This window comes from Duganella sp. BJB1802, assembly GCF_013369445.1.
In the GTDB taxonomy this organism is placed as follows: domain Bacteria; phylum Pseudomonadota; class Gammaproteobacteria; order Burkholderiales; family Burkholderiaceae_D; genus Rugamonas; species Rugamonas vulcania_A.
This window is the reverse complement of the sequence record NZ_JABWEF010000023.1, coordinates 38044-60708: the sequence shown is the minus strand read 5'-3', so window position 1 is coordinate 60708 and position 22665 is coordinate 38044. Positions and strand designations below refer to the sequence as shown.

General features: G+C 68.1%; 22 protein-coding genes and 2 tRNA genes. 6 read left to right on the top strand and 18 right to left on the bottom strand.

The window, feature by feature from the left end:
• Window positions 1–178: 178 nt before the first annotated feature.
• Genes HUX88_RS27745 through HUX88_RS27720 form a run of 6 tightly spaced genes read right to left on the bottom strand, consistent with a single transcriptional unit; the run spans window position 179 to window position 5943 of the window.
• The gene (locus HUX88_RS27745; RefSeq protein ID WP_176363850.1) at window positions 179–1087 is read right to left on the bottom strand and encodes a sulfurtransferase; all 909 of its coding nucleotides are present in this window, start codon (window positions 1085–1087) and stop codon (window positions 179–181) included.
• Between the two features lie 37 nt (window positions 1088–1124).
• Window positions 1125–2123, bottom strand: coding sequence for a fatty acid desaturase family protein (locus HUX88_RS27740; RefSeq protein WP_176363849.1), 999 nt, complete (start codon window positions 2121–2123; stop codon window positions 1125–1127).
• Window positions 2120–3253, bottom strand: a complete 1134-nt coding sequence (locus HUX88_RS27735; RefSeq protein WP_176363848.1) for a hypothetical protein — start codon at window positions 3251–3253, stop codon at window positions 2120–2122. The genes HUX88_RS27740 and HUX88_RS27735 overlap by 4 nt, the downstream gene beginning before the upstream one ends.
• Window positions 3250–3951: a hypothetical protein gene (locus tag HUX88_RS27730; RefSeq protein ID WP_176363847.1), complete on the bottom strand. Its 702-nt coding sequence runs from the start codon at window positions 3949–3951 to the stop codon at window positions 3250–3252. The genes HUX88_RS27735 and HUX88_RS27730 overlap by 4 nt, the downstream gene beginning before the upstream one ends.
• On the bottom strand, window positions 3941–4906 hold the full coding sequence (locus tag HUX88_RS27725; protein ID WP_176363846.1) for a hypothetical protein: 966 nt from the start codon (window positions 4904–4906) through the stop codon (window positions 3941–3943). Before HUX88_RS27725 ends, HUX88_RS27730 begins: the two co-directional genes overlap by 11 nt.
• A 2-nt stretch (window positions 4907–4908) precedes the next feature.
• Window positions 4909–5943 (bottom strand): glycosyltransferase family 2 protein, encoded by a 1035-nt coding sequence (locus HUX88_RS27720; RefSeq protein WP_229219582.1) that lies wholly within the window; start codon window positions 5941–5943, stop codon window positions 4909–4911.
• 160 nt (window positions 5944–6103) lie between these two features.
• On the opposite strand from HUX88_RS27720, the gene HUX88_RS27715 reads away from it, so the two are divergent.
• On the top strand, window positions 6104–8212 hold the full coding sequence (locus HUX88_RS27715; RefSeq protein WP_176363844.1) for a TonB-dependent siderophore receptor: 2109 nt from the start codon (window positions 6104–6106) through the stop codon (window positions 8210–8212).
• On the opposite strand, the gene HUX88_RS27710 is transcribed toward HUX88_RS27715, so the two are convergent.
• The 4 genes from HUX88_RS27710 to HUX88_RS27695 are packed head-to-tail and all read right to left on the bottom strand — an operon-like array spanning window position 8213 to window position 11260.
• A complete protein-coding gene (locus HUX88_RS27710) occupies window positions 8213–8929 on the bottom strand; it encodes a MipA/OmpV family protein (protein ID WP_176363843.1) in 717 nt (238 codons plus the stop codon).
• Window positions 8926–10161 carry a beta-ketoacyl synthase gene (locus tag HUX88_RS27705; protein WP_176363842.1) on the bottom strand — a complete coding sequence of 412 codons (1236 nt, stop codon included), beginning with the start codon at window positions 10159–10161 and terminating at the stop codon, window positions 8926–8928. The genes HUX88_RS27710 and HUX88_RS27705 overlap by 4 nt, the downstream gene beginning before the upstream one ends.
• Entirely contained in the window at window positions 10158–10403 is a 246-nt protein-coding gene (locus tag HUX88_RS27700; protein ID WP_117009985.1) for a phosphopantetheine-binding protein, read from the bottom strand. Before HUX88_RS27700 ends, HUX88_RS27705 begins: the two co-directional genes overlap by 4 nt.
• 26 nt (window positions 10404–10429) lie before the next feature.
• Complete coding sequence (locus HUX88_RS27695) at window positions 10430–11260, bottom strand: carboxylesterase (protein ID WP_176363841.1); 831 nt, start codon at window positions 11258–11260, stop codon at window positions 10430–10432.
• Window positions 11261–11649: 389 nt separating this feature from the next.
• Between HUX88_RS27695 and HUX88_RS27690 the strand changes: the two genes are divergently transcribed.
• Both HUX88_RS27690 and HUX88_RS27685 read left to right on the top strand, forming a co-directional pair.
• A tRNA-Ala gene (locus HUX88_RS27690) sits at window positions 11650–11725 on the top strand.
• 26 nt (window positions 11726–11751) lie between these two features.
• Window positions 11752–11827, top strand: a tRNA-Glu gene (locus HUX88_RS27685).
• 7 nt (window positions 11828–11834) lie between these two features.
• Here HUX88_RS27685 and HUX88_RS27680 read toward each other — a convergent pair.
• The gene (locus HUX88_RS27680) at window positions 11835–12173 is read right to left on the bottom strand and encodes a FlxA-like family protein (RefSeq protein WP_117009983.1); all 339 of its coding nucleotides are present in this window, start codon (window positions 12171–12173) and stop codon (window positions 11835–11837) included.
• A 109-nt stretch (window positions 12174–12282) separates the two neighbouring features.
• On the opposite strand from HUX88_RS27680, the gene HUX88_RS27675 reads away from it, so the two are divergent.
• Window positions 12283–12915 carry a TetR/AcrR family transcriptional regulator gene (locus HUX88_RS27675; protein WP_117009982.1) on the top strand — a complete coding sequence of 211 codons (633 nt, stop codon included), beginning with the start codon at window positions 12283–12285 and terminating at the stop codon, window positions 12913–12915.
• Between the two features lie 18 nt (window positions 12916–12933).
• On the opposite strand, the gene HUX88_RS27670 is transcribed toward HUX88_RS27675, so the two are convergent.
• From HUX88_RS27670 to HUX88_RS27655, 4 genes are read right to left on the bottom strand one after another with little or no spacing between them, the layout of a single operon-like run.
• A complete protein-coding gene (locus tag HUX88_RS27670; protein WP_176363840.1) occupies window positions 12934–14349 on the bottom strand; it encodes an efflux transporter outer membrane subunit in 1416 nt (471 codons plus the stop codon).
• Complete coding sequence (locus HUX88_RS27665; RefSeq protein WP_176363839.1) at window positions 14346–17444, bottom strand: efflux RND transporter permease subunit; 3099 nt, start codon at window positions 17442–17444, stop codon at window positions 14346–14348. The genes HUX88_RS27670 and HUX88_RS27665 overlap by 4 nt, the downstream gene beginning before the upstream one ends.
• Window positions 17441–18538: an efflux RND transporter periplasmic adaptor subunit gene (locus HUX88_RS27660; RefSeq protein WP_176363838.1), complete on the bottom strand. Its 1098-nt coding sequence runs from the start codon at window positions 18536–18538 to the stop codon at window positions 17441–17443. The genes HUX88_RS27665 and HUX88_RS27660 overlap by 4 nt, the downstream gene beginning before the upstream one ends.
• Window positions 18539–18582: 44 nt before the next feature.
• On the bottom strand, window positions 18583–19206 hold the full coding sequence (locus tag HUX88_RS27655; protein ID WP_176363837.1) for a TetR/AcrR family transcriptional regulator: 624 nt from the start codon (window positions 19204–19206) through the stop codon (window positions 18583–18585).
• A 101-nt stretch (window positions 19207–19307) separates the two neighbouring features.
• Here HUX88_RS27655 and HUX88_RS27650 point away from each other — a divergent pair, with 101 nt between their 5' ends.
• Complete coding sequence (locus HUX88_RS27650; protein WP_176363836.1) at window positions 19308–20117, top strand: oxidoreductase; 810 nt, start codon at window positions 19308–19310, stop codon at window positions 20115–20117.
• A gap of 140 nt (window positions 20118–20257) precedes the next feature.
• A complete protein-coding gene (locus tag HUX88_RS27645) occupies window positions 20258–20668 on the top strand; it encodes a hypothetical protein (protein ID WP_176363835.1) in 411 nt (136 codons plus the stop codon).
• 15 nt (window positions 20669–20683) lie between these two features.
• Here the strand turns inward: HUX88_RS27645 and HUX88_RS27640 are convergent, their stop codons facing one another.
• Genes HUX88_RS27640 through HUX88_RS27630 form a run of 3 tightly spaced genes read right to left on the bottom strand, consistent with a single transcriptional unit; the run spans window position 20684 to window position 22663 of the window.
• Window positions 20684–21181 carry a TPM domain-containing protein gene (locus tag HUX88_RS27640; RefSeq protein ID WP_176363834.1) on the bottom strand — a complete coding sequence of 166 codons (498 nt, stop codon included), beginning with the start codon at window positions 21179–21181 and terminating at the stop codon, window positions 20684–20686.
• Between the two features lie 2 nt (window positions 21182–21183).
• The gene (locus tag HUX88_RS27635; protein ID WP_176363833.1) at window positions 21184–22047 is read right to left on the bottom strand and encodes a TPM domain-containing protein; all 864 of its coding nucleotides are present in this window, start codon (window positions 22045–22047) and stop codon (window positions 21184–21186) included.
• Between the two features lies 1 nt (window position 22048).
• Window positions 22049–22663 carry a LemA family protein gene (locus HUX88_RS27630; protein ID WP_176363832.1) on the bottom strand — a complete coding sequence of 205 codons (615 nt, stop codon included), beginning with the start codon at window positions 22661–22663 and terminating at the stop codon, window positions 22049–22051.
• Between the last annotated feature and the right edge of the window lie 2 nt (window positions 22664–22665).

Below are 22665 nucleotides of genomic sequence, written 5' to 3'. Positions count from 1 at the left end.
TGCGCCGGCGGGGTCCAAGCTACATAGCAATGGTTGTGCCAGCCTTGGACGAACGAAAATTCGGAGGCAAGTCCTTGATTCTAAATATAATTCATAACAGCAACATCTTGTGACACGCCGGGGCCACCCCGAAATTCAGACGGTTGCGATGGCTGTTGTATGAAAAGTTGGACGGTCGTCAGCCGGCCGGCGGAGTCTGGCTCCACTCGAACCAGCCGCCGTCGTAGACGCTGATCGCGGGCCAGCCCATCAGCCAGGCGTAGAAAAACGCCATCGAGGCGCGCCAGCCGGTGCCGCAGTAGAAGGCGGTTGGCGTGCCGGGGAGGATGCCCTGTTCGGCCCACTGCGCGGCGATCTCGGCGGCCGGCTTCATGCTGCCGTCGGCCTCGTGATAGGCGCTCATACTGTTGACGTCGCCATCCTCGCCCGCCCTGCCCCAGCGCGCGCCGGGAATGTCGCCGGCGGCAATGTAGTGGTAGCCGGAGGCCTGGCCGGTGAATTCGGCCCGGGTGCGGATGCTGGCCAGCACGCCGTCGCCCCGCGCGAGCAAGGCGCGCGCTTGCGGCGTGCCGATCAGGTATTCGGGATGGGCCGGGAAGATGGTGCCGAAGCCGGAGGCGGCTGCGGCGGTTGCCGCCGGCCCGCGCGCGCAGGCGTGGCCGCCGGCCTGCCAGCGGGCGAAGCCACCGTCGAGCAGGCGCACGTCGGCCACGCCGGCGTACAGCAGCAGATGCGCCAGCCGCGCGGCGGCCAGGTTGTTGCGGCCGTAGAGGATGACGGTGGTGTCGTGGCGCACGCCGCGCGCCAGCAGCAGCGCCAGCAAGGCCTGGTCGGTGACCTTGTTCCACAGGGGCAGCTGTTCGATGCAGGCGGTGTCGAAGTAGGACGCGCCCGGGACATGGGCCTGCTCGAACAGCACCGCCGCGCCGCAGCCGACTTCGAACAGGCGCCAGTCCGCCGCCGGTGGCGCCTCGACCTCGGCGCCTGCGGTCAGTCCCGCCAGCCAGGCCGGCGTGACGAGCTGGCGCCAGCGGACCAGGTCCGGTCTGAAGTCGGTGGCAATATTGTCGGCAAAACCAGAAAGCATAGCGTGTGGCGGCGGGTCGGAGTGGCGGCTCGATATTTTACGCGATCACATCCTTCAACACCCGCAGATAGGAACGGTACAGGTTGGCGGCGGGCAGCTGGCCACGCTCGGCCATCAGCGCGTGTACTTGCGGCAGGCGGTAGAACGGCACCTGCGGATACTGGTGGTGTTCGATGTGATGATGGATGCGGTGCGGGCCGACGAAGAACGTCTGCCAGCTGCGCCGCACCACCGTGCGCGCGTTCAGGCGCTGGTCGTCCATGGCGGGATAGCCGGCGTGCTCGGTGATGGCGCGGATGCGGGCGAACAGCTGGAGGAAGGTCAGCGCCGGCAGCAGCCACAGCGTGAGGTACAGCGTCGCGTGGCCCAGCGCCGCCAGCACGCCGAGCATCAGGCAGTTGATCGCGACGATGGAGGCCAGCGCGTACAGGCCGCGTCGGTCGCCCTTGCGCGCCTTCGGCATGATGTGCGCGTGCTTGCCGGCGGCGAAATCGCGCACGCTGAGGAAATAGCCGATGCTGGTCACATCCTTGAACAGGCGCCACCACAGCTCGCGTTTGGGGACCGGATAGTCGCCGATGCCGAACACGGTGGCGACAGGATCGTCGGCGGCCATCGGTGCGCGGTGGTGGCGCAGGTGGCCGCGCCGGTAGCCGAACATCGACAGCATCAACGGCGCGGCGGCGAACAGCTGGCCGACCACGTCGTTGGCGCGGCGGTTGCGCAGCAGCGTGCGGTGCGCGCTCTCGTGCATCAGCACGGCCAGCGCCAGCTGCGTGCGGGCGATCAGAATCATCGCCACCAGATAGGCCGCCGGGTGCGCCAGCCGAATGGCGAACGCGAAGCAGGCGGCGATCAGCAACCAGTCCAGCGCCAGGCTGGCCAGCGCGCGGCCGTCGCTGATGCGGGCCAAGTGCGGTGGCAGCGCCAGGCTGGCCTGCACGTCGCCGTCGCCGCTGCGGGCCAGGTCCGGCGGCAGGCTGTCGCGCGCGTGGCCGCCGTCGCAGATGTTGTCCTGCCGCGATGACAGCGTCATGTTCGCCTCCTGCCTGCCGCCAGTTGCTGCAGCACCGAGACCCAGCTGTCCAGCCGCGCACGGGCGATGTTGTGGCCGTCGCCCGCGCCGCAGCGCTGGCCGGCGCCGCTGCGCGCTTGCGCCAGCAACTCGATGCCGGCCTGCCTGACCTCGGCGCCAAAGGCCGCCGCATCGCCGCGCCATACGACGACGCGGTGCGCCAGGCCAAGCGCGGCGGCGCGCGCCGCGTTGCTCTGCTGCTCCGGCTGCTCGGTCAGCACCAGCACGATGGGACGCCGGTACACCAGCGCCACCGACAAGGCCGCCATGCCTGGCGCCGAGACGATCAGGTCGCTGACGGCCGCGCCGTGCACCCAGTCCGGATCCTGCGCCCGCCATGCGCCCCGCCCCGCGTAGCCCTCGCCGACCAACTGCGCGCTCACGCCCGCGCCCTCCAGGCCGGCGGTCAACGCATCGGCCAGCGCGGGATCGCGGAAGTGCGGATTCAAGTAGACCGCCGCACGCGGTGTGGCGCCCGGCTCGGCTTCGGCCGGCGCGGCGATCGCCACCGGCGTCGGCAGGCGGAAGGTGGCGCCGCCGCTGGCCTCGTCGATATAGCAAAAGTCATGCTCCAGCCGCGCCAGGCTGGCGTTGATCTGCAAGGCGATCACCCGGTGGAACAGGCCGGACAGCAAGCCCGGCACCCGGCCGCTGAAGTTGGTTTCCAGCGCATGCCGCAGGCTGGCGCCATACACATGCACCACCTTGCGCCGCCAGCCCGGCAGGCAGCCCATGCACAGCAGCGCCGGATGGAAGGAATCGTTAATGACCAGGTCGGCGTCGCGCAGCACGCGCCGCAAGCGCCAGATGTCGCGCCACATGCGCGTCGGCCGGAACACATAGTTGGCCACGTTGGCGTCGGTGGCGCCGCGCAGCATGTTCTGGTGCGTGTCGAACTGCACCGCGTAGTGGCGCGACAGCACCGTGGCCTCGATGCCGAAGCGCGCCAGGAAGTCCACGCCCTCGTCCGAGGTGGTCAGCACGTCGACGGAGGCGCCATCGGCGCGCAGCGCGTGGGTCAGCAGCTGGGCGCGCATCAGGTGGCCGCGCGCGTCGGCGGTGGCCAGGTAGGTCAGCTTGATGCCCTTCATGCGGCTGGCCTCAAGCGCAAAGCCAAACCGGCCAGGTACATGCCGATGGCTCCCGTCACGCCCCAGGAGCGGTCGATGGCGCGGATCCGCTCCAGCAGCGCCGCCAGCGCCGGCTGCTCCTGCGGCGCGACCAGGCGCTCCAGCGTGTGGCTGCACAGGCGCACGTGGCGGTCCTCGTCGGCCAGCACGCCGGACAGCAGCGGATGCAGCGGATGGCCGGCGCCGATCAGCGCGCAGTGGCGCTGCAGCACGCGGCTGGCCATCTGCTCGGCGCACAGGCCGATGGCGAAGGCCGGCACGATCATCCCGGCGCCGAACTGTCCGCCGTAGCGTTGCGCCAGCGCGCGCCACTGCGCGATCTTGCGCCGGCTCAGCAGGTCCGGCCGGCCGGGCTCGCCCGACGGCGCGGGGCCGCCGCGCGCGGCCAGCTCGGCGGCGAAGGCGGCGGCGTGGCGGCGCTCGTCCGCCAGGTGATGCTCCATCTGCCGCGCCAGCCAGTCCGGCGGCGTGCCGGCCAGGTCCGACGCCAGCGCGATCTCGGTGGCCTCCTCGCCGATCAGGTAGACGCGCAGCAGCAGCCGCTCGCCGGCGGCGCTGGCGTGCAGCTGGCGCAGCGCGGCGCACTTGATGCGCGCCACCCAGCGCGCCTGCCGCGCCGCCCAACCGCGCGGCGGCGGCGGTTGCAAATCAATGGGCATGGGCCTGCTCTTGCGTCTGCTGCCAGCCCAGCACCAGGCCGATAAAGCTCTGCTGCAGGAAGGCGCGCGCCACCGCGTCGGCGCCGTCGAACGGCTGCTGCTGGTCGCCGTAGCGCAGGAAGCCTTTGCCGCCGGTGGCGCCGACGACCAGCTTGTCGTGCGAGGCGAAGCCGCGTTCCATCAGAGGCTTCAGCAGCGGCTGGTTGTCCAGGCCGTACAGAAACAGCTCGCGCTGCGCCACGCGGTCGGGGATCTTGCCGGTCAGCGCTTCCAGCTCGAACGACCAGTTGTCCGGCGCCTGCGGACCGGCCACCGCCGGCACGCCGTGCAGCACCGCGCGCATCACCGGCTTGGACAGCTTGCTCGCGCCCAGGCCGATGGTGATGTCGGCATCGTGCGCGCCGGCCGCGCGGTTGCTGCGCACCTGCACCAGATGGCTGGTGAAGCGGGCGGCCAGGCCGGGATCGGTCAGCGTTTTGGCGATCTGCGCGGCCGGCAGCACCTGCCGCTTGCCGCCCGCCTCGGTCACGTCGACGTCGTAAGGATCGATGTGCACGTCGCTCAGGCGCCCCTTGACCGGCGCGTGCGAATGGCCGGTGACCGACCATTTGCCGCCCGACTTGCTCAACACCAGATGGAAGCTGACCGGCACGCGCGCCCCGCCCTCGCTGGCGGCGCTGCCCTGCAGCAGCAGGTCGCCGACGATGGCCTTGCTGTCGTAGCTGCGGTTGTTGCTGAAGTGGACCTGGTGCGCCTTCTCATCCACCTCGACCGAGGTCGCCGCGTCGTCGAGGCCGATGCGGTTGCATTGCGTGGCGTTGCCGGTCAGCTCGCTCAACGGGCAGCCGCTGGCCGAGGCGAAGTAGTACACACCGCGTCCCGCAAAATCGGCGGCGCCGGCAGTGGCGGACATGGCGCAGATCGCGGCAAGGATGGCGTGACGTTTCACATTCATGTTCAGGCTCCTGGTTGACGTTGATGGTAAGAGAGTGCGCGCGCATCGGCATCGATGCCGCCGGCCGTGCGCAGGCCGAGCCCGCGGAACAGGGCACCCAGCATGTCGACCGCCGAGAACGCGGCGATCAGCGCCAGCGCGGACAGACGGCGCCAGCCGCGCAGAGGCGGCAGGTCCTGCTTGTTCAGCGAGCGCATGCTGAACCACAGCCGCGAACCCAGCACGCATAAGGGACCGACCGGGCCGCTGTGCGCCAGCCACTGCATCCCGGCCGGCAGATAGGCGCGCACCAGGTGCGGCGTGAGGCCTTGCGTATCCTGGCCGCGCAGCCAGCGCAGCTTGAACAGCTCGCCGCGCGTGTCGGGCAGCTTGTGCTCGGTGTGCGCGCCGGCCGCGTAGTGCAGCGCCACGCCGGCCTCCTGCAGGCGCAGGCCCAGCACCTGGCAGTGCGCGCGGTAGACGCCGTCGAGCGACTGGTAGCTGTGGTGCGCGAACACCTCGCGCCGGAACACCACGTTGTTGGCGTAGAAGTTGCGCGTGGCGCCGGCCCGCAGCGGGCTTGGGAAATACATGAAGTCGATGGTGGTCAGCGCCGCGCCGGCCACGGTGGCGGCGTAGCTGGTGCGGCCCGCCACCACCGCCGGCGGTGTCGCGCTGTCGAGCGGCGCCAGCAACTGCGCCAGCCAGTCCGGCGCCGGCACGCAATCCGTGTCGGCGAAGCAGACGTAGTCGCAGCGCGCGGCGTCGGTGGCGGCGAAGCCGTCATTCTTGGCCGAGTAGTAGCCGGTGCCGGCGTCGATGCGGACGAAGTCGATGGCGCGCCCGGCCAGCCGCGCGGCGGCGGCGCGGGTTTCCTCGTCCAGGCCGTCGTGGGTGATGACCACCTGCGCCAGCGCCGTCAAGGGCACGGTCTGGCGCGACAGCAGCCCGACCACGGGCAGCAGGCTGGCGGCGGCGGCCCCGGCAGCGGCGCCGCCGCGCAGGTTGTTGGTTTCAAGGACCAGCGCGGTGCGCGCGGCGATGGACTCATGCGGCATAAGCGTCCCATTCATTGCAAAATAATTAATGCGAATTATAGTGGCTAATGTGCAACCCTGCATGCGCGAGCCGTGCGCAGCCCCGAGGCAAGCGCCGCCATAATTGCGAATGCTTCTCATTTGCGATAATATACGCGTTTCCGTCGTCCGAAAGCCGAACATGCGCAGTCCCTCATATTTCCGTCTTTGCTATGCCCTCCCCCTGGCCTGCCTGGCCGGCGCCGCCGCCGCCCAGGCCGCCGAGGACGAGGTGCTGCAGACCGTGAAGGTCACCGCCGCCCGCGCCCAGGGCCTGCTGCCGCGGACCACCGAGGCCGGCAGCTTTCGCGGCGCCGACATCATGGACGTGCCATCCACCGTCAACGTCGTCACGCGCGAGCTGCTGGAACGCCAGGCCGCCGCCGGTCTCTACGACGCGGTGCGCAACACCGCCGGCGTCACGCGCCAGCAGAACGGCGGCGATACCTGGGACCAGCTGGTGATACGCGGCATCGCCGTGGAGAACCGCACCAACTACCGCCTGAACGGCTCGCTGCCCATCATGAACTTCTCGCAGGTGCCGATGGAGGACAAGGAGCGGGTCGAGGTGCTGAAGGGCGCGTCCGCGCTGTACTACGGCTTCACGTCGCCGTCCGGCGTGGTCAACTTCGTCACCAGGCGCGCCGGCACCACACCGGTCACCAGCGTCGGCCTGGCGCTGGACCAGCAAGGCAGCGCGGTCGCCAGCGCCGACGTGGCGCGCCGCTTCGGCGAGCGCGGCGAATTCGGCGTGCGCGTCAACGCCGCCGGCGGCACGCTGGGCTCCTACCTGCGCGACGTCGGCAACGGCAACCGCGGCTTTGCCTCGGCCGCGCTGGACTGGCGCGTCAGCAGCCGCCTGCTGCTCAAGGCCGACCTGGAGCACGACCACCGCCGCGTGACGGAGCAAGCCGCCGTGATGCTGCCGGCCGCCGTCAACAACGTCATCAGCCTGCCGCGCGCGGTCGATGCGCGCGCCCTGGTCGGCCCGGACTGGGCCCGCTTCGAAACCAGGAGCGACAACGCCCAGCTGCGCGCCGACTACGCGCTGGCCGGCGACTGGGCCGCGACGTTGGAGGCGGGCCGCTCGGAAACCGCGCGCGACCGCACGCTGCCCATCTTCCGCCTGAACAACGCGGCCGCGCTGCAGACCGGCGCCGGCCGCATCACCGGCAACATCCAGCATCAGGTGACGGCGTCGACGCTGCTGCGCGCCGAGCTGGCTGGCACGGTCGCCACCGGCGCGCTGACGCACGAGCTGACGCTGGGCGCCACCCACACCGGCAAATCGCAGGACCCGATCTACCAGCGCAACTACACCATCGCCGCGCAGAACCTGTACAACCCGGTGGCGATCCCGCTGGCGAGCGTGGCGTTCGGCGCAGCGCCGACGACGCCCACCACGGCCGAACTGAAGACGCGAGAAACCGGCGTCTACGCGCTGGACCGCATCGTCCTGTCGCCGCAGTGGCAGACCGTGCTGGGCCTGCGCCACACCAGCTACCGCAGCGACCAGGGCGACAACCACTACGACGTCGGCCAGACCACGCCCATGGCCTCGCTGATCTACAAGCTGTCGCCGGCGCTGTCGTTCTACGCATCGGCCGCGCGCGGGTTGGAGGAAGGCGAATCGGCGCCCACCGGCACGGCCAACCAGGGCGTCAAGATGGCGCCGGGTGTCAGCAAGCAGCGCGAGCTGGGCGCGCGCTGGCTCAGTGGCGGCGGCACGCTGGTGTCGGCCGCGCTGTTCGACATCCACCGCCCCGGCTACTACACCAACGCGGCCAATGTGTTCGTGGCCGACGGCGCGCAGCATTATCGCGGGCTGGAACTGTCCACGCAGGGCAAGCTGACGCGCCAGCTGTCGTGGCAGACCTCGGCCCAGCTGCTGGACCCGGCATTTGAAAACACCACCGCCGCCTACAACGGCAAGGCGCCGGAGAACGCCTCGCGGCGCACCGCCAGCGCCTTCCTGTCGTATGACGTGGATGCCCTGCCCGGCTGGTCGGTCGACGGCGGCGCCTACTACTACAGCGCCCGTCCGGTCAACGACCTGGACCAGGCCTTCCTCGGCGGCGTGACCTTGTTCAGCGCCGGCGCGCGTTACGCCACCAGCATCGGCGGCAAGCGCGCCACGTGGCAGCTGAATATCGAGAACCTCGGCGACAAGCAGTACTGGGCCGGCGCCGGCACGCGCCTTGCCGCCGGCGCGCCGCGCCTGGTCAAGCTGGGTGTGAAGGTGGACTTGTGATTATTCGAAGCGGTAGCTGAGCGCCACCAGGCCGGAATCGAGCGAGCGGCGGTGCACCGCCGGGTTGCTGCGGATGGAGTCGTCCAGCCAGGTGCGGCGCACGTTGGCGACCAGGTACCAGTGGCCGCTCAGGCGCGCCTCCACCAGCAGGCCGGCAAACGGGTTGCTGGCCGAGCGCGCCACGCCGTCGTAGTAACGCACGTAGCTGGCCGAGCGGTATTCGATACCGGCTTGCGGATAAAACGCGAAGCGGTCGTGATCGATCTCTGCCGCATACATCAGGTCGAGCATGGTGCCGTGGGATTTGCCCAGGTCGCGGTACACATTGGCCATGAAGGCGCCCACCGGCGTGACCTGCAAGGTGCCCAGTCCCAGCGGCACCGACGAGCGCAGCCGCTCTTGTGGCGGCGCACTGGCGCGGTAGCCGTCGTCCAGCACCCGCGTCAGCAGTTCGACGCTGCCGTAGCCGGCCGGCGCCAGCTTGACGCCGAAGGTGTCGATGCGCGCGAACGCCGGGCCGTATTCGAAATTGGCGTACGGGACGGCGCTGGTGCTGCGCGATTGCGCCGACACCGCGACCGGCGAACTGCTGATGCCCAGCCCGATGTCGCCGACCAGACGCGGCGCCTGATCCTGCGCGGGTTGCTGCTGCGCCTGAGCGCAGCCGGCCGTCAGCAGCAGCAGCAACGCGGCGCAGCGCCGCAGCCCAGCCCTCATCGGAACGCGCTGACGATCAGCGCGACGTTGCTGCCGCCGAAGGCGAACGAGTTCGACATCGCCGCCCGCAGCGGCACGCCGCGCCGGGCTTCGAGCGGCACGAAATCGAGGTCGCACTCGGGATCGGGCCGGTCGAGGAAGGCGGTCGGCGGCACCGCGCCGTGGCGCACGGCCTGCGTGGTCATCACGAATTCCAGCGCCCCGGCCGCGCCCAGCGTGTGGCCGTGCATGGACTTGGTGGAGCTGACCATCAGATCGCGCGCCAACGGCCCGAAGGCCTGCTTGATCGAGGTGGTCTCGGCCAGGTCGCCAGCCGGAGTGCCGGCGCCGTGGGCGTTGATGTAGCCGATCGCCGATGCCGGCAGGCCGCACTGTTCCAGCGCCTGGCGCATGGCCCGTTCCTGGCCGTCGGCGTCGGGCTTGGTGATGTGGGTGGCGTCGTTGCTGGTGCCGTAGGCGACCAGCTCGGCCAGGATGGTGGCGCCGCGCGCCTGCGCCGACGCCAGCGATTCCAGCATCACGGCGGCGCCCGCCTCGCCCAGCACCAGGCCGCCGCGTCCGGCCGAAAACGGCCGGCACGAACGCTCGGGGTGTTCGGCGTCGAACGGCGCCAGCACGCGCAAGGCGTCCCAGGCGGTGACCACGCCGTAGCACAGCAAGGCTTCCGAGCCGCCGGCCAGCACGCGGTCGGCGTAGCCGTGGCGGACGTGGCGGTAGGCCTCGCCGATGGCCTGCGCCGACGACACGCAGGCGCTGCTGTAGTTGTTGACGCTGCCCTTGAAGCCGCAGCGCAGCGCGATCTGCGCAGCCGCCGCGTTGGTCATGCCGGCCACGACCGACATCGGCCGCACGCGGGTCTTGCCGTCGATGAACAGGTCGACGTAGCCCGATTCGACGGTGCCGGCGCCGCCCATGCCGCTGCCCCAGAACACGCCGCTGCGCTCGGGCGCGACGCTCGCGTCCAGGCCCGACTGGGCCAGCGCCTCGCTGGCGGCGGCCCAGCCCAGCAGCGAGAAGCGGTCGAAGATCGGCAGCTCGGAATTCTTGACCAGCTCGGGCAAGGGCCCGCGGATTTGCGCGGCGGGCGTGTCCGGCCGCTGGCGGTCGCCGCCGAGCTGCAGCAGGCCGATGCCGCTGTGGCCGGCCAGCGCCTGCTCGAAATTGCGGTCGGCGCCGACGCCCAGCGACGAGATCGCCCCGAGGCCGGTGATCACCACGCGCTGCGCTGTCATGCGCTGGTGGCCTTGTTAGCCAGGTAGGTATCGATCTGGTCGGCGATGTCCTGCACCACCACCAGCTTGGGACGCTCGTCGCCCACTTCGATGCCGAACTCTTCTTCCAGATCGAAAATCAATTCGATCACGGTCAGCGAATCGGCGCCCAGCGCCTCGAGTTCGGTCTGCGGCTGGATGGTATCTTCTGGCACGTCCAGGCTTTTGGCCAGCAGTTTGGCGACGGTGGGGAATGAATTCATAAAAAATAATCTCTGTTTAATAGGTGTTAAGCACGGTTCAGCAGCGCGTCCTGGGACGGCAGATGCTGGTTGAAGAACGCAACCGTTTCGTCGGCAACGAGTTCCTTCTCATTGTCGAGGGTGATGATGTGGTAGCTGTCGTGCAGGATGACCTTGCGGCGGCTGGCCGAACTGATGCTGCGCTCGACCAGGTCGGCGCTCTTGGTGCTGGCGACGTCGTCTTCCTCGGCGTGGATGATCAGCGCCGGCGCGGTCACCTTGGACAGCTGGGCGCGCACCTGCTTGATCAGGCGGTGCGCCTGGAAGATGCCCTCGGCCGACAGGCGCGAGGCGCCGGCCGCCGACGAATCGCTGACCTTCATCTCGCGCGCGATCCAGCGCCGCAGGTTCTCGTTTTTCAGCCCGTAGGGATAGCGCTCTTCGTACGAATACCAGTGGCGGGCCGGCGTGTAGTACGCCAGCGGCAACAGGAAGCGGTACTTGGGGATGCTCCAGCCGTCGTAGGACAGGGTCGTGGCCAGCAAGCCGAGCGAGGCGATTTCGTTGCCGCGCTCGATCGCCAGGCGCAAAGCCAGCACCGCGCCGATGCACAGGCCGACCACCGACACGCTGGCGTGGGTCTGCTTGAGCTGGTCGAACAGGCGCGCGACTTCCTCGTACCAGCGCTCGCTGCGGGTAGTACGATAGGAGTCGGCCTGGCCGGACGAGTAGCCGTAACCCGGTATCAATGGAATGACAACGGTGTACCCTGCACGTTGCAGGCGCTTGCCCACATACTGCATTTCCAGCGGGTTGCCCAGCAAGCCGTGCAAAGCCAGCACGGCATGCGGACCGCCTGCCAATTCAATAGTCTTCATACTACCCTGTTCAAGAAAAGCTTTTTATTGTTGACCGGGAAACGATCATCAGTCGCTGTTGCCGCGAGCGTTAAAAAATGGGTTCATCATACCCTCGTTTGACACAGAAACTCCAGTCACCTCAGCGCCGGAATGCCGTCGACATGCAGGTTTTTTTGCCGGGGTGCGCGCCGCGAGACCAATCGGCTCGCGTGATGGCACTAGCGGGACGTGGATGCTGTGGGAAATTGCGAGGATAAACTGGTCCGACCGATTTGGATGGCGAATTTTAGCCATTCGCGGCTATCGGTAGCATGATCACTTCATTACAGATTGGAAAGGTAGCGCGCGCTTGAAAACGCCGCCTTTTGCTTTGTCCGGGCCTTTGCTATAATGCGGCCCGCACACAGGGGGGTATAGCTCAGCTGGGAGAGCGCTTGCATGGCATGCAAGAGGTCAGCGGTTCGATCCCGCTTACCTCCACCAATGTGCGAAATATCCGGCAGTTCACAGTCCCCATCGTCTAGAGGCCTAGGACATCACCCTTTCACGGTGAGTACGGGGGTTCGAATCCCCCTGGGGACGCCATTCCATCTCACGCCGTCGTATCGACCACGCTGCCCACCGTGGCGCTGGCGTCTTTCGACGCCCGCTGCCGTTTCGCGCTGGCGGCCTGTTCCTGCTGATGCTTCAATTGTTCCAGCGCCGCCTTCTGCGCGGCCTGCGACTGCAGCTGCTCGATCTGCGTTTGCAGCGCCTGGATCTGGATCTGGATCAGCTTGAGCCGCTCCTTGGCGCCCGGCGAGCGGTCCTGCGTGGCGTCCCGCAGCTTCTTTATCAGCTCGCCCATTTTCGCTTGCAGCACTTCGATCGCGCTGTTGCCGCCCGACGCGCTGCTGGCGGCCGCCGTGCTCGATCCCAAAGCCTTCACCATTTCAACCTCCAAAGGGTGTTAATTCCACAAGAATACCATTTCTTTAAGCGATTTGAGCCGGGCATATTTTGGCGTACAATGAACATCTATATTTCGGCGAGGTGTGGGTATGCGCAAATCAAACGCGGAGACGGCGGAGACACGCAAGCGTATCCTGTCGACCGCCTCCGGCATGTTTCTCAGGAACGGCATTGCGGCGACGCCGATTGCCGACATCATGGTCGCGGCCGGGCTCACGCAGGGCGGCTTCTACCGCCATTTCCAATCGAAGGAACATCTGGTGGCGGCGGCCAGCGCCGCCGCGTTCGAGCAGATCCGCGCCTTGCTCGACGCCGCCACCGCCGGCAAGCCGCCGCGCGAAGCACTCGACCTGATCGTGGAGTACTACCTCAGCCAGCACCAGGATACGACGCTGGGCAATCTCTGCCCGATAGCGAACCTTGCCAGCGAACTCAGGGATGCGGATGAGCAGATCAAGGAAGTCGTCACCGATGGCTATACGCGCTTCGTCAAACTGTTCGCGTCTTATTTGATGCGCCTCGACTACAGCGATTATCTGGGCGTGGCCGAGTCCATCGTCTCGGTATTGGTCGGCGCGGTGTCGGTGGCGAGCGTGGTCACCGATCCGGTCCTGGCCGAGACCGTCCTGCGCAACGCGAAGAACACGGTGAACCTTATCCTGCGCAACGCCGCCACCAGCACCGGCCTGGAACAGGACAACCGGGCCGCCGCCGAAGCCTAGCGGCGGCCCGTTGGAACGCTAGCCTTGCGGCGCGCTCCAGCCCCCACCCAGCGATTTGTACAAGGCGATGCGGTTTTGCAGCTCGGCCAGGCCGGCCCGGATGGCCTGCTGCTGCGCCGCGAACAAGGCGCGCTGCGCGTCCAGGTATTCGAGGTAGCTGGCCTCGCCGCTGTCGTAGCGCAGCCTGGCCAGATCGTGCCGCGCCTGCTCGGCCTGCTCCTGCGCCCTCACCGCTTGCAACTCCTCGCCCAGCGTCGCGTGGCCGGCCAGCGCGTCGGCCACCTCGCGGAACGCCACCTGCACCGTCTTTTCATACTGCGCCACCGCGATGTCGCGCTCCGCCACGGCCGCGCCGAGATTGGCGCGGTTGCGGCCGCCGTCGAAGATCGGCAGCGTGACCTGGGGCAGGAAGTTCCAGGCGCGGCTGCCGGAATCGAACAGGCCGCTCAACGCGTCGCTCGACGAACCGAACGCGCCGGTCAGGCTGATGCGCGGGAAGAACGCGGCCCGCGCGACGCCGATGTTGGCGTTGGCGGCGCGCAGCAGCGATTCCTGCTGGCGGATGTCGGGCCGCGCCGTCAGCAAGTCCGACGGCAGCCCTGCCGGCAGGGCCGCGATGGCCTCGCCGTCCCAGCGCTTGCCGGGACCGGGCAGCAACGCCGCCGGCACCGGCCGGCCGATCAGCACCACCAGCGCGTTCTCGTCCAGCGCGCGCTGGCGCTGCGCCTGCAGCACCGCGATCTTCGCGGCCTCCAGCAGTGATTCGGATTGCCGCAGATCGTAGTCCGAGTTGGCGCCCGAGGCGCGCAGCAGCGTCTGGCGCTGGTGCGAGGCGCTGCGGCTGTCCAGCGTCTGGCGGGCCAGCGCCAGCAGCTGTTCGTCAGCCAGCACCGCCTCATAGATGTAGGCCACTTGCGCCACCAGGCTGATCTGCGCTGCGCGCTGGCCTTCCTCGGTCGCGGCGAAGCGCTCCAGCGCCGCACCCGACAGATTGCGCACGCGGCCGAACAAGTCCAGCTCGAAGGCGGTCACGCCCAGGCCCGCCGTGTAGCTGGTGGTGAGCCCTCCCCGGCCGCCAGGCGCCACCAGGTCCGGCACCCGCTGCCGCGCGCCGCTCAGGCCGGCGTTCACGCTCGGCAGGCGGTCGGCCGATTGCACCTGATACAGGGCGCGGGCGCGCTCGATGTTCAGCGTCGCCACGCGCAGGTCGCGGTTGTGCTCCAGCGCCATGCCGATCAGCTGCTTCAACTGCTCGTCCCTGAAGAACGATTGCCACGGCACGCTGCTGGCCGATGGACCTTCCTCGGTGCGCTGAGGCGCAGGCCACTCGCCGGCCACCGGCAGCGCCGGACGTTCGTAGGTCGGCGCCAGCGAGCAGCCGGCAAGCAGCGCGGCCAGCAGGACCGACGCGCCCCCTAAATGTTTGGTGCTCATGCTGCCTCCCTGGATTGCATATCATTCGATTCAACCGCCGCAGCGGCATGCTTGCTGACCTTGAACCACAGCGAATACAGCGCCGGCAGGAACAGCAGCGTCAGCACCGTGCCGACGCCGACACCGCCGATCAGCACATACGCCAGCGGCCCCCAGAAGCTGGAATGGGTCAGCGGAATGAAAGCCAGCATGGCGGCGGCGGCGGTCAGGATCACCGGTCGCGCGCGGCGCACCGTCGATTCGATCACGGCCTCATACGGCGTCAGGCCGGCGGCCAGGTCGTGCTGGATCTGGTCCACCAGGATCAGCGTGTTGCGCATCAAGATGCCCGCCAGCCCGATCAGCCCGAGGATGGCGTTGAAGCCGAACGGTTGATGGAACACCAGCAGCGTCGGCACCGCGCCCACCAGGCCCAGCGGCGCGGTGGCGAACACCATCCACATCGTCGCGAACGAACGCACCTGCACCATGATCACCGCCAGCATCAGGATGATCATCAGCGGGAACAGCTTGGCCAGCGCCATGTCGGCCTTGGCGCTCTCCTCCACCGCGCCGCCGGTGTCGATGTGATAGCCGGGCGGCAGGCTGGCCTTGAGCTGCTCCAGCTTGGGCAGGATGGCCTTGGTCACGTCCGGCGGCTGCGTGCCGTCGCGGATGTCACCCTGCACGGCGATATAGCTCTCGCGGTCATAACGCTTGAGGACGGAGTCCTCCATGCGCGTCTCCAGCCGCGCCACTTGCGACAAGGGCACGCTGGCGCCGCTGTCGTTGGTCAGGGTCAGGTTGCGGATGTCGGCCAGGTTGTTGCGCTCGGCGTGCGGGCTGCGGATCAGCACGTCCACGGTGCGCAAGCCTTCGCGCACCTGGGTCGCGGGGATGCCGTTCAACAGCGCCTGCAACTGATTGGCCGCGTCGCGCGGCGACAGCCCGACCTGGCGCAACCGCTCCTGGTCCAGCGCCAAATGCAGCGACGGCGTGCGGTTGCCCCAGTCGAGGTGGACGTCGCGCATGTCGGGGTTCTGCGCCATGATGGCGCGCACCTGCCCGGCCAGCTCGCGCACGCGGTCCAGGTCGGGACCTGCCACGCGGAACAGCACCGGATACGGCACCGGCGGCCCGAACAGGAACTGGCTGACGCGCACCCGCGCCTGCGGGAAGCGGCCCTCGGCGATCATGGTGCGGATTTTCTGCTTCAGGATGTCGCGCTCCTGCGGGCCGGCGGTCAGCACGATCAGCTGCGCGAAGGCCGGGTTGGGCAGCTCGGGATTGACCGACAGGAAGAAGCGCGGCGTGCCCTGGCCGACATAGCTCGACACCAGCTTGGCCTCCGGCTCCTTGCGCAGCGCGGCCTCGATCTGGCGCACGGCCGCGTCGGTGGCGGCGAAGGCGCTGCCCGGCGGCAGGTTCACTTCCAGCGTCAGCTCGGGACGTTCGGAATTCGGGAAGAACTGCTTCTGCACGGCGCCCATGCCCACGCCGGCCAGCGCGAACAAGGTGACGGTGACGGCGGCGGTCAGCCATTTGTGGTCCACGCACCAGCGCACCAGTTGGCGCAGGCGCTGGTAGTTCGGCGTGTTGTAGATGGCGTCGTGGCCGCCGGCCTTGACCGGTATGTCCGGCAGCATCTTGACGCCCATGTAGGGGATGAACAGCACCGCCACCACCCACGAGGTGATCAGCGCGAAGGCCACCACCCAGAAGATGTTGCCGGCATACTCGCCGGCGGTGGAGCGCGCGAAGCCCACCGGCAGGAAGCCGATGATGGTCAACAGCGTGCCCGACAACATCGGCGCGGCCGTCGCGGTCCACGCGTGGGTGGCAGCGGCGATGCGGCTCACGCCCTCCTCCATTTTCACCACCATCATTTCGATGGCGATGATGGCGTCGTCCACCAGCAGGCCCAGCGACAGGATCAGCGCGCCGAGCGTGATGCGGTCGAACACGCGCCCGGTCACCAGCATGATGACGAACACGGCGGCCAGCGTCAGCGGCACGGCGGCGGCCACCACCAGGCCCACGCGCCAGCCCAGCGTGACCAGGCTGACCACGATCACCACCGCCAGCGCCACCACGAACTTGACCATGAACTCGTTGACGGCAGCCTTGATGGCCAGCGACTGGTCGGATATCTGGTCCAGTTCGATGCCGGTCGGCAGTTCGCCGTGCAGCGTCTGCTGGGCGGCGCCGAGGTCCTGGCCCAGCTGCAGGCCGTTGTAGCCGCGCTTCATCACCACGCCCAGCACCAATGAGGCCTCGCCCTGGGTGCGGATGGCGAAGCTGGCCGGGTCTTCGTAGCCGCGCCGCACGTCGGCGATGTCGCCCAGCTTGAGCGTACGGCCGGCGTCGACGATGGGAATGGCCTTGACGCTGTCCACGCTGTCGATGGCGCCGTCCAGGCGCAGCTGCACGCGCGGACCGCGCGTCTCGACGAAGCCGGCCGAGGTGACGGTGTTCTGCCGGCCCAGCGCGTCGATCACCGCCTGCGCCTTGATGCCCAGCGTGGCCAGGCGTTCATGCGAGATCTCGACAAAAATTCTTTGCTGCTGCTCGCCCAGGATGTTCACCTTCTGCACGCCCGGCACATGCAGCAGGCGCTGGCGGACCTCCTCCGCCTTCAGCACCAGCTGGCGGTGCGGCAGCTGCTTACCGCTCAGGGAGAACAGCGAGAAATACACGTCCGAGAATTCGTCGTTGACGAAGGGACCGAGGACGCCGCGCGGCAGGTTGATCGCCTCGTCGCCCAGCTTCTTGCGCACCTGGTAGAACTGGTCTTCCACGGTCTTGGCCGAGGCGTCGTCCTTCAGGTAGACCTTCATCGTCACCAGTCCCGGCCGCGCGCTGGTTTCCACGCGGTCGTAGGCTTCCAGTTCCTGCAGGCGCTTTTCAAGACGGTCGGCGACCTGCTCCTGCATTTCGCTGGCGGTCGCGCCCGGCCAGCTGGCGGCCACGGTCAAGACCTTGACCACGAAGCTGGGATCCTCCGCCCGCCCGAGACGGAAGAAGGCGAACAGGCCGGCGGCGCTGATGGCGATGATCAGGAACAGCGTGATGGCGCGCTCGCGCACGCCGAAGGCGGACAGGTTGAAACCGCTCATGATCCGCTCCCGGTCTTGGTCTCAGCCAGCAGGCGGACCTTCTGGCCGGCCTTCAGCAGATGCCCGCCGACCGCCACCGCGCGTTCACCTGCGGCCAGGCCCTGCGACAGGCTGGCCTGCTCCTCGCCCAGCTGCGCCACCGTCACCGGACGCAGGCTGACGGTGGAGGTCTTGTTGTCGATCACCCAGACGGCGGGGCCGTTGCCCTGGTCGGTCAGGGCGCTGACCGGCACGCTGATCGCGGCCGAGCTCGCCGTGGCGATGCGGATCGTCACCGTGGCGCCCAACGGCGCCTGGCCGGCGCTGCCGCTCAGCGTGTAGCGCGCCAGGTAGGTGCGGGTCTGCGGATCGGCGACGGCGGCCAGTTCGCGCAAGGTGGCCGGCGCGGTGCTGCCCGGTTCGCTGTACAGCGAGGCGCTGGCCGGGCGCTTGGCCAGCGCCAGCTCCTGCTCGGGCAGGAACACCTGCGCCTCGCGCACGCCCTGGCGCGCCAGCTTGACCACGCTCTGGCCGGCCGCCACCACCTGCCCCACATCGGCCGGCACCTCCAGCACCACGCCGTCCATGTCGGCCAGCAGCACGGCGTAGTCGCGCTGGTGCTCGGTCTCGCGCGCCCGGGCGGACTCGGCGCGGGTCCGGGCGATGGCGGCGTCGGCGGCGGCTTTGGCCTGTTCGTAGGCCTGGGCCGAGGTGGCGCCGTGGGCCAGCAGGTTGCGCAGGCGCGCCTCCTCCGCCACCGCCTGCACCTGGCGCGCCTGCGCCGCGTCGACCGACGAGCGGGCGGCGGCCAGCGCCAGGTCATAGTCGACCGCGTCGATACGCATCAGGGGCTGGCCCTTGCGGACGGTCTGGCCCGGGTCCACCAGGCGCTCGACGATTTTGCCGGCCACGCGGAAGCCGAGGTTGCTTTCGGTCCGCGCATGCACGACGCCGGTGAAGGTGGCCACGCCGGACGTGGCCGGCTGGGCGGTGAACCAGGCGACCCTGGCCACCGTGTCCTGCGGCGGCGCCGGCTGGCTGCACGCGGCCAGGCCCAGCAGCAGCACGGCGCCGGCGACGCTACGCCGGGGGAAAGTGGGGAATATCGTTTTCATAAGGCCCTCGTTATTTTAGAGTTCTAGCAAACGCTAAAAATAGATTACATCGATAATCTATAAAACTCAAGCCATTTTTCGCCTCCGGGAGCCCGCAGCATCAGTCGGATGGTCTGCCTGGCGTTGCGCAGGACGCTGGCGGCCGGCGCCGGACCGGCCGCCAGCCTGGCCAGCATCACCGCGCCGACCATGGTGGAGACGATGGCGTCGGCCAACCGGGCCGGCTCGGCGTAGCCCGCCTGATCAGCCAGCCCGGCAAAGAACTGCACCAGCCGTTGGTAGCCTCCCATCGCGGCGTCCCTGACCTGCTGGTCCGCACGGCCTAGCTCGCTTCCCAGGCTGGGCAGCGGGCACACGGCCTCGCAGCCCTGTTGCTCCGACTGGGAAAGGTACAAGTCCACCGCGATGTCCAACCCTTCCGCCGCCGGCTTGCCGTGGATCGCCTCGTTGAAAAGGCCGCGCAGCCTGTCGTGGGCGGCGTTGCTGGCCTCCACGATCAAGTGCTCTTTGGAGCGGAAATGGCGGTAGAAGCCGCCCTGGGTCAGCCCGGCGGCGGCCATGATGCTGGCGATGCCGGTGTCGGCCAGCCCGTGCTCCAGAAACATCCTGGTCGCGGCCGCCACGATGCGCTTGCGCGTGTCGATCGTTGCGCTTTTTGACTTTTTCATGCGTGTCACTCCTGTCTTGCCATTCTGCTTGCCACATTTAGAGTTTTAGTATAATCTATTTTTAGCGTTTAATTGAACTCTATAACTTCAGGAGAAGCAAAATGTCCAATTCACAGGTAGTGGTCGTCACCGGCGTTTCGTCGGGCATAGGCCGGGCGGCGGCGGCGCAGTTCGCCGCGCGCGGTTGCGAGGTGTATGGCACGGTGCGCAGCACTGCGGGAATCGCCCCCATCCCCGGCGTGACGCTGGTTGAAATGGATGTGCGCGACGGCGAATCCGTGACGCAGGCGATGCAGTCGGTCATCGTGCGCGCGCAGCGCATCGATGTGCTGGTCAACAACGCCGGCGTCTCGCTGGTGGGCGCCGTGGAAGAGACCTCGGTGGCCGAGGCGCAGTCGCTGTTCGAGGTGAACGTCTTCGGCCTGCTGCGCACCGCCCAGGCGGTGTTGCCGCAGATGCGCAAGCAAGGCGCGGGCAGGATCATCAACCTGAGCTCGGTCCTGGGCTTCCTGCCCGCGCCCTACATGGGCTGGTACGCCGCCTCCAAGCACGCGGTCGAGGGCATGTCGGAAAGCCTGGACCACGAGGCCCGCCAGTTCGGCGTGCGCGTGGTGCTGGTCGAACCGTCCTACACCAAGACCAGCCTGGACACCAACGCCCCCAAGGCGGCCGGCAAGATCGCCGCCTACGACAACGAACGCGAGACCGCCACGCGCGCGGTCACGCAGCACGCCGCCAACGCCCCCGGACCGGACAGCGTGGCACGAACCATCGTCGAGGCGGCGTTCGGCCCGTGGAAGATGCGCCGCACGCCCAAGGGCCAGGCAACGCTGCTGAGCAAGCTGCGCCGCTTCCTGCCCGCCGGGCCGGTGGACTCGGCGCTCCGGAAAAACCTGAGCCTGAACACCTGAACCCGGGCGTGACAGCGGCAGCGCGCGCATCGTGCAATCGCGGCATTGGTGGTGCTTTGATTTGGATCAATCAAATTGAACGACCACTTCCGTAGTATGAATCGGCACCGTTCGGATGCCGACCTACTTTGGAGAACAATATGAAAAGCAAAAATATCGCATTGGCATGCGCCCTGATCATGAGCCCGATGCTGGCTGCGGCACAAGATCAGCCGAATCACGACGCGCACCATCCCGCTGCCTCCGCGCCGAAGCAAGCGGCGGCCAAGCCCGCCGGGCCAGCCACGAAGATCGATGCGCAAATGAAGCATATGCAGGAAATGCATGAAAAGATGATGAGCGCCAAAACGCCGGAAGAGCGCAAGGCGTTGATGGGCGAGCACATGAAGGCGATGAAAGATGCGATGTCGATGATGAACGGCCCGACCGGCACCATGGGCGGCGGCAAGCAAGGCGACACCAACGCCACCCAGCAACAGATGGGCATGATGAAGATGATGATGCAGATGATGATGGACAGGATGGAGGCCGCACCGGACACGGCAAAATAGGCCCCCGCGCCCGGTTCACAGCAGGGATACGTCGTTGGGCAATTCGTCCGGATTGCCCTCCTGCGCCGGCAGGCAGGCGACCAATTCGCGCGAGACGGCGGCGATGCCGCCGAGCGCTCCCGCCTCGAACCGGCCATCCGCGAATTCGGCCTGCATGGCTTGCGCGATCGCTTCCCACGTGGCGCCGCCGACGCGCGCGTGGATACCACGGTCCGCCAGGATTTCGATGGCGTGGTCGGCCAGCAGAACATAGATGAGCACGCCGCTGTTGTGCTCCGTGTCCCATACCCGCAGTTCGGAAAAGAGTTCGACCGCGCGTTCACGCGGCGTGACATCGCGCCACAGCTGGGTCGGATGCAACGCCGCCTCGATGGCGAACCGGATTTCCCCCAGATGGGCCGCTTCGGACTCGGCGATGGCGGCCTTGATCGCAGCCAAACCCGGGGCCGTGAAATAGCGCCGGACCGTTCCCCGACTGGTCAAGAGGTGTCGTATCGTGCGTGCGAAGTTCATCGTTACCACCTCCCGGACGCGCCGCCGCCGCCAAAGCCACCGCCGCCACCGCCCCATCCTCCACCGCCACCACCTCCCCAGCCGCCGCGGCCGTGACCACTGCCGAGGTACATGCCGGCCAGGCGGGAACCGCCGGCAAGCGTGAACAGGAAGCCGAGCACGCCGGCGATCAATCCAATCGCCGCCGCGCCCGCGAGCAGCCAGGCGGCGAGGCCGATGATGCCGCCGGCGGCCATGGCGCCGGGCACACGGCCAAGCACGGCTCGCAAGACACCGCCAAGCGCCAGGGCCGCGATCAGCGCGACCGGCAGCAATTGCCTCAAGCCTGGCACCTCCTCGGACCGGCGCTCCCATTGAGCGGCCGGCAAAGCCTCGCCGTCGATCACCTTCATGATGCTGGCGGCGCCGGCGGCTATCCCGCCGTAAAAATCGTTTTGCCGGAAGCGCGGCACGATAATGTCGTCAATGATGCGTTTGGCCGTGGCATCGTTGAGCGCCCCCTCCAGCCCATACCCGACCTCGATGCGCAAGGTGCGGTCGTCCTTGGCCACCACCAGGATGGCGCCGTCGTCGATCTTCTTGCGGCCGATCTTCCATTGTTCGGCCACCCGTATCGCGTATTCCTCGATCGACTCGGGCTTGGTCGTCGGTACGATCAGCACCGCGACCTGGCTCCCCTTGCGCTGCTCGAAGGCGCGCAGATCGGCCTCCAGGCTGCTGCGCTGGTCGGCGCTCAGCGTGGACGTGAGGTCGGTGACCGGAGAGCTCAAAGGCGGCACCTTCACCAACCCATCCTGGGCGAACGCCAGGCCGCCCAGCGCGTACAGGACCGCTGCAAACATCCATGGGAGCCTGGACAAGGTCATCTCACTTGCCCGGTGCCGGCTTCGGCGGGGCGTCGAAGGATACCGCGGGCGCCGCGCTGACCGCTTTCTCGTTCTCCACCGTGAAGTTCGGCTTGACCTCGAAGCCGAACATCTTGGCCGTCAGGTTGCTGGGAAAGGAACGCACCGTCACGTTGTAGTTCTGCACCGACTCGATGTAGCGCTTGCGCGCCACCGTGATGCGGTTCTCGGTACCCTCAAGCTGCGCCTGCAGATCGCGGAAATTGGCGTCGGCCTTGAGCTGCGGATAGTTTTCGCTCACCGCCAGCAGGCGCGACAGCGCTCCCGACAACGCGCCCTGGGCCTGCTGGAACTTGGCGAAGGCGGCAGGATCGGCCAGCACGGCGGGCGTCACCTGGATCGAGCCCGCTTGCGCGCGGGCCTGGGTGACTTCGGTCAGCACGTTCTGTTCATGGGCGGCATACCCCTTGACCGTGTTGACCAGGTTGGGCACCAGGTCGGCGCGCCGCTGGTACTGGTTCACCACCTCGGACCAGCTCGCCTTGACCTGCTCGTCGCTGGCCTGCAGGGTGTTGTAGCCGCAGCCGCTGAGCGAGAGCGTCAGCGATGCCAGCAGAAGAATGAGAAGTTTTCGCACAT

Excerpts from the sequence above, each read along its gene's own strand:
- HUX88_RS27660 (WP_176363838.1), bottom strand. The coding sequence starts at position 18,538 with ATGAAAACGATATTCCCCACTTTCCCCCGGCGTAGCGTCGCCGGCGCC.
- HUX88_RS27650 (WP_176363836.1), top strand. The coding sequence starts at position 19,308 with ATGTCCAATTCACAGGTAGTGGTCGTCACCGGCGTTTCGTCGGGCATA.
- HUX88_RS27645 (WP_176363835.1), top strand. The coding sequence starts at position 20,258 with ATGAAAAGCAAAAATATCGCATTGGCATGCGCCCTGATCATGAGCCCG.
- HUX88_RS27675 (WP_117009982.1), top strand. The coding sequence starts at position 12,283 with ATGCGCAAATCAAACGCGGAGACGGCGGAGACACGCAAGCGTATCCTG.
- HUX88_RS27655 (WP_176363837.1), bottom strand. The coding sequence starts at position 19,206 with ATGAAAAAGTCAAAAAGCGCAACGATCGACACGCGCAAGCGCATCGTG.
- HUX88_RS27735 (WP_176363848.1), bottom strand. The coding sequence starts at position 3,253 with ATGAAGGGCATCAAGCTGACCTACCTGGCCACCGCCGACGCGCGCGGC.
- HUX88_RS27715 (WP_176363844.1), top strand. The coding sequence starts at position 6,104 with ATGCGCAGTCCCTCATATTTCCGTCTTTGCTATGCCCTCCCCCTGGCC.
- HUX88_RS27635 (WP_176363833.1), bottom strand. The coding sequence starts at position 22,047 with ATGACCTTGTCCAGGCTCCCATGGATGTTTGCAGCGGTCCTGTACGCG.
- HUX88_RS27710 (WP_176363843.1), bottom strand. The coding sequence starts at position 8,929 with ATGAGGGCTGGGCTGCGGCGCTGCGCCGCGTTGCTGCTGCTGCTGACG.
- HUX88_RS27725 (WP_176363846.1), bottom strand. The coding sequence starts at position 4,906 with ATGAATGTGAAACGTCACGCCATCCTTGCCGCGATCTGCGCCATGTCC.
- HUX88_RS27745 (WP_176363850.1), bottom strand. The coding sequence starts at position 1,087 with ATGCTTTCTGGTTTTGCCGACAATATTGCCACCGACTTCAGACCGGAC.
- HUX88_RS27680 (WP_117009983.1), bottom strand. The coding sequence starts at position 12,173 with ATGGTGAAGGCTTTGGGATCGAGCACGGCGGCCGCCAGCAGCGCGTCG.
- HUX88_RS27640 (WP_176363834.1), bottom strand. The coding sequence starts at position 21,181 with ATGAACTTCGCACGCACGATACGACACCTCTTGACCAGTCGGGGAACG.
- HUX88_RS27665 (WP_176363839.1), bottom strand. The coding sequence starts at position 17,444 with ATGAGCGGTTTCAACCTGTCCGCCTTCGGCGTGCGCGAGCGCGCCATC.
- HUX88_RS27720 (WP_229219582.1), bottom strand. The coding sequence starts at position 5,943 with ATGCCGCATGAGTCCATCGCCGCGCGCACCGCGCTGGTCCTTGAAACC.
- HUX88_RS27700 (WP_117009985.1), bottom strand. The coding sequence starts at position 10,403 with ATGAATTCATTCCCCACCGTCGCCAAACTGCTGGCCAAAAGCCTGGAC.
- HUX88_RS27740 (WP_176363849.1), bottom strand. The coding sequence starts at position 2,123 with ATGACGCTGTCATCGCGGCAGGACAACATCTGCGACGGCGGCCACGCG.
- HUX88_RS27730 (WP_176363847.1), bottom strand. The coding sequence starts at position 3,951 with ATGCCCATTGATTTGCAACCGCCGCCGCCGCGCGGTTGGGCGGCGCGG.
- HUX88_RS27670 (WP_176363840.1), bottom strand. The coding sequence starts at position 14,349 with ATGAGCACCAAACATTTAGGGGGCGCGTCGGTCCTGCTGGCCGCGCTG.
- HUX88_RS27705 (WP_176363842.1), bottom strand. The coding sequence starts at position 10,161 with ATGACAGCGCAGCGCGTGGTGATCACCGGCCTCGGGGCGATCTCGTCG.
- HUX88_RS27695 (WP_176363841.1), bottom strand. The coding sequence starts at position 11,260 with ATGAAGACTATTGAATTGGCAGGCGGTCCGCATGCCGTGCTGGCTTTG.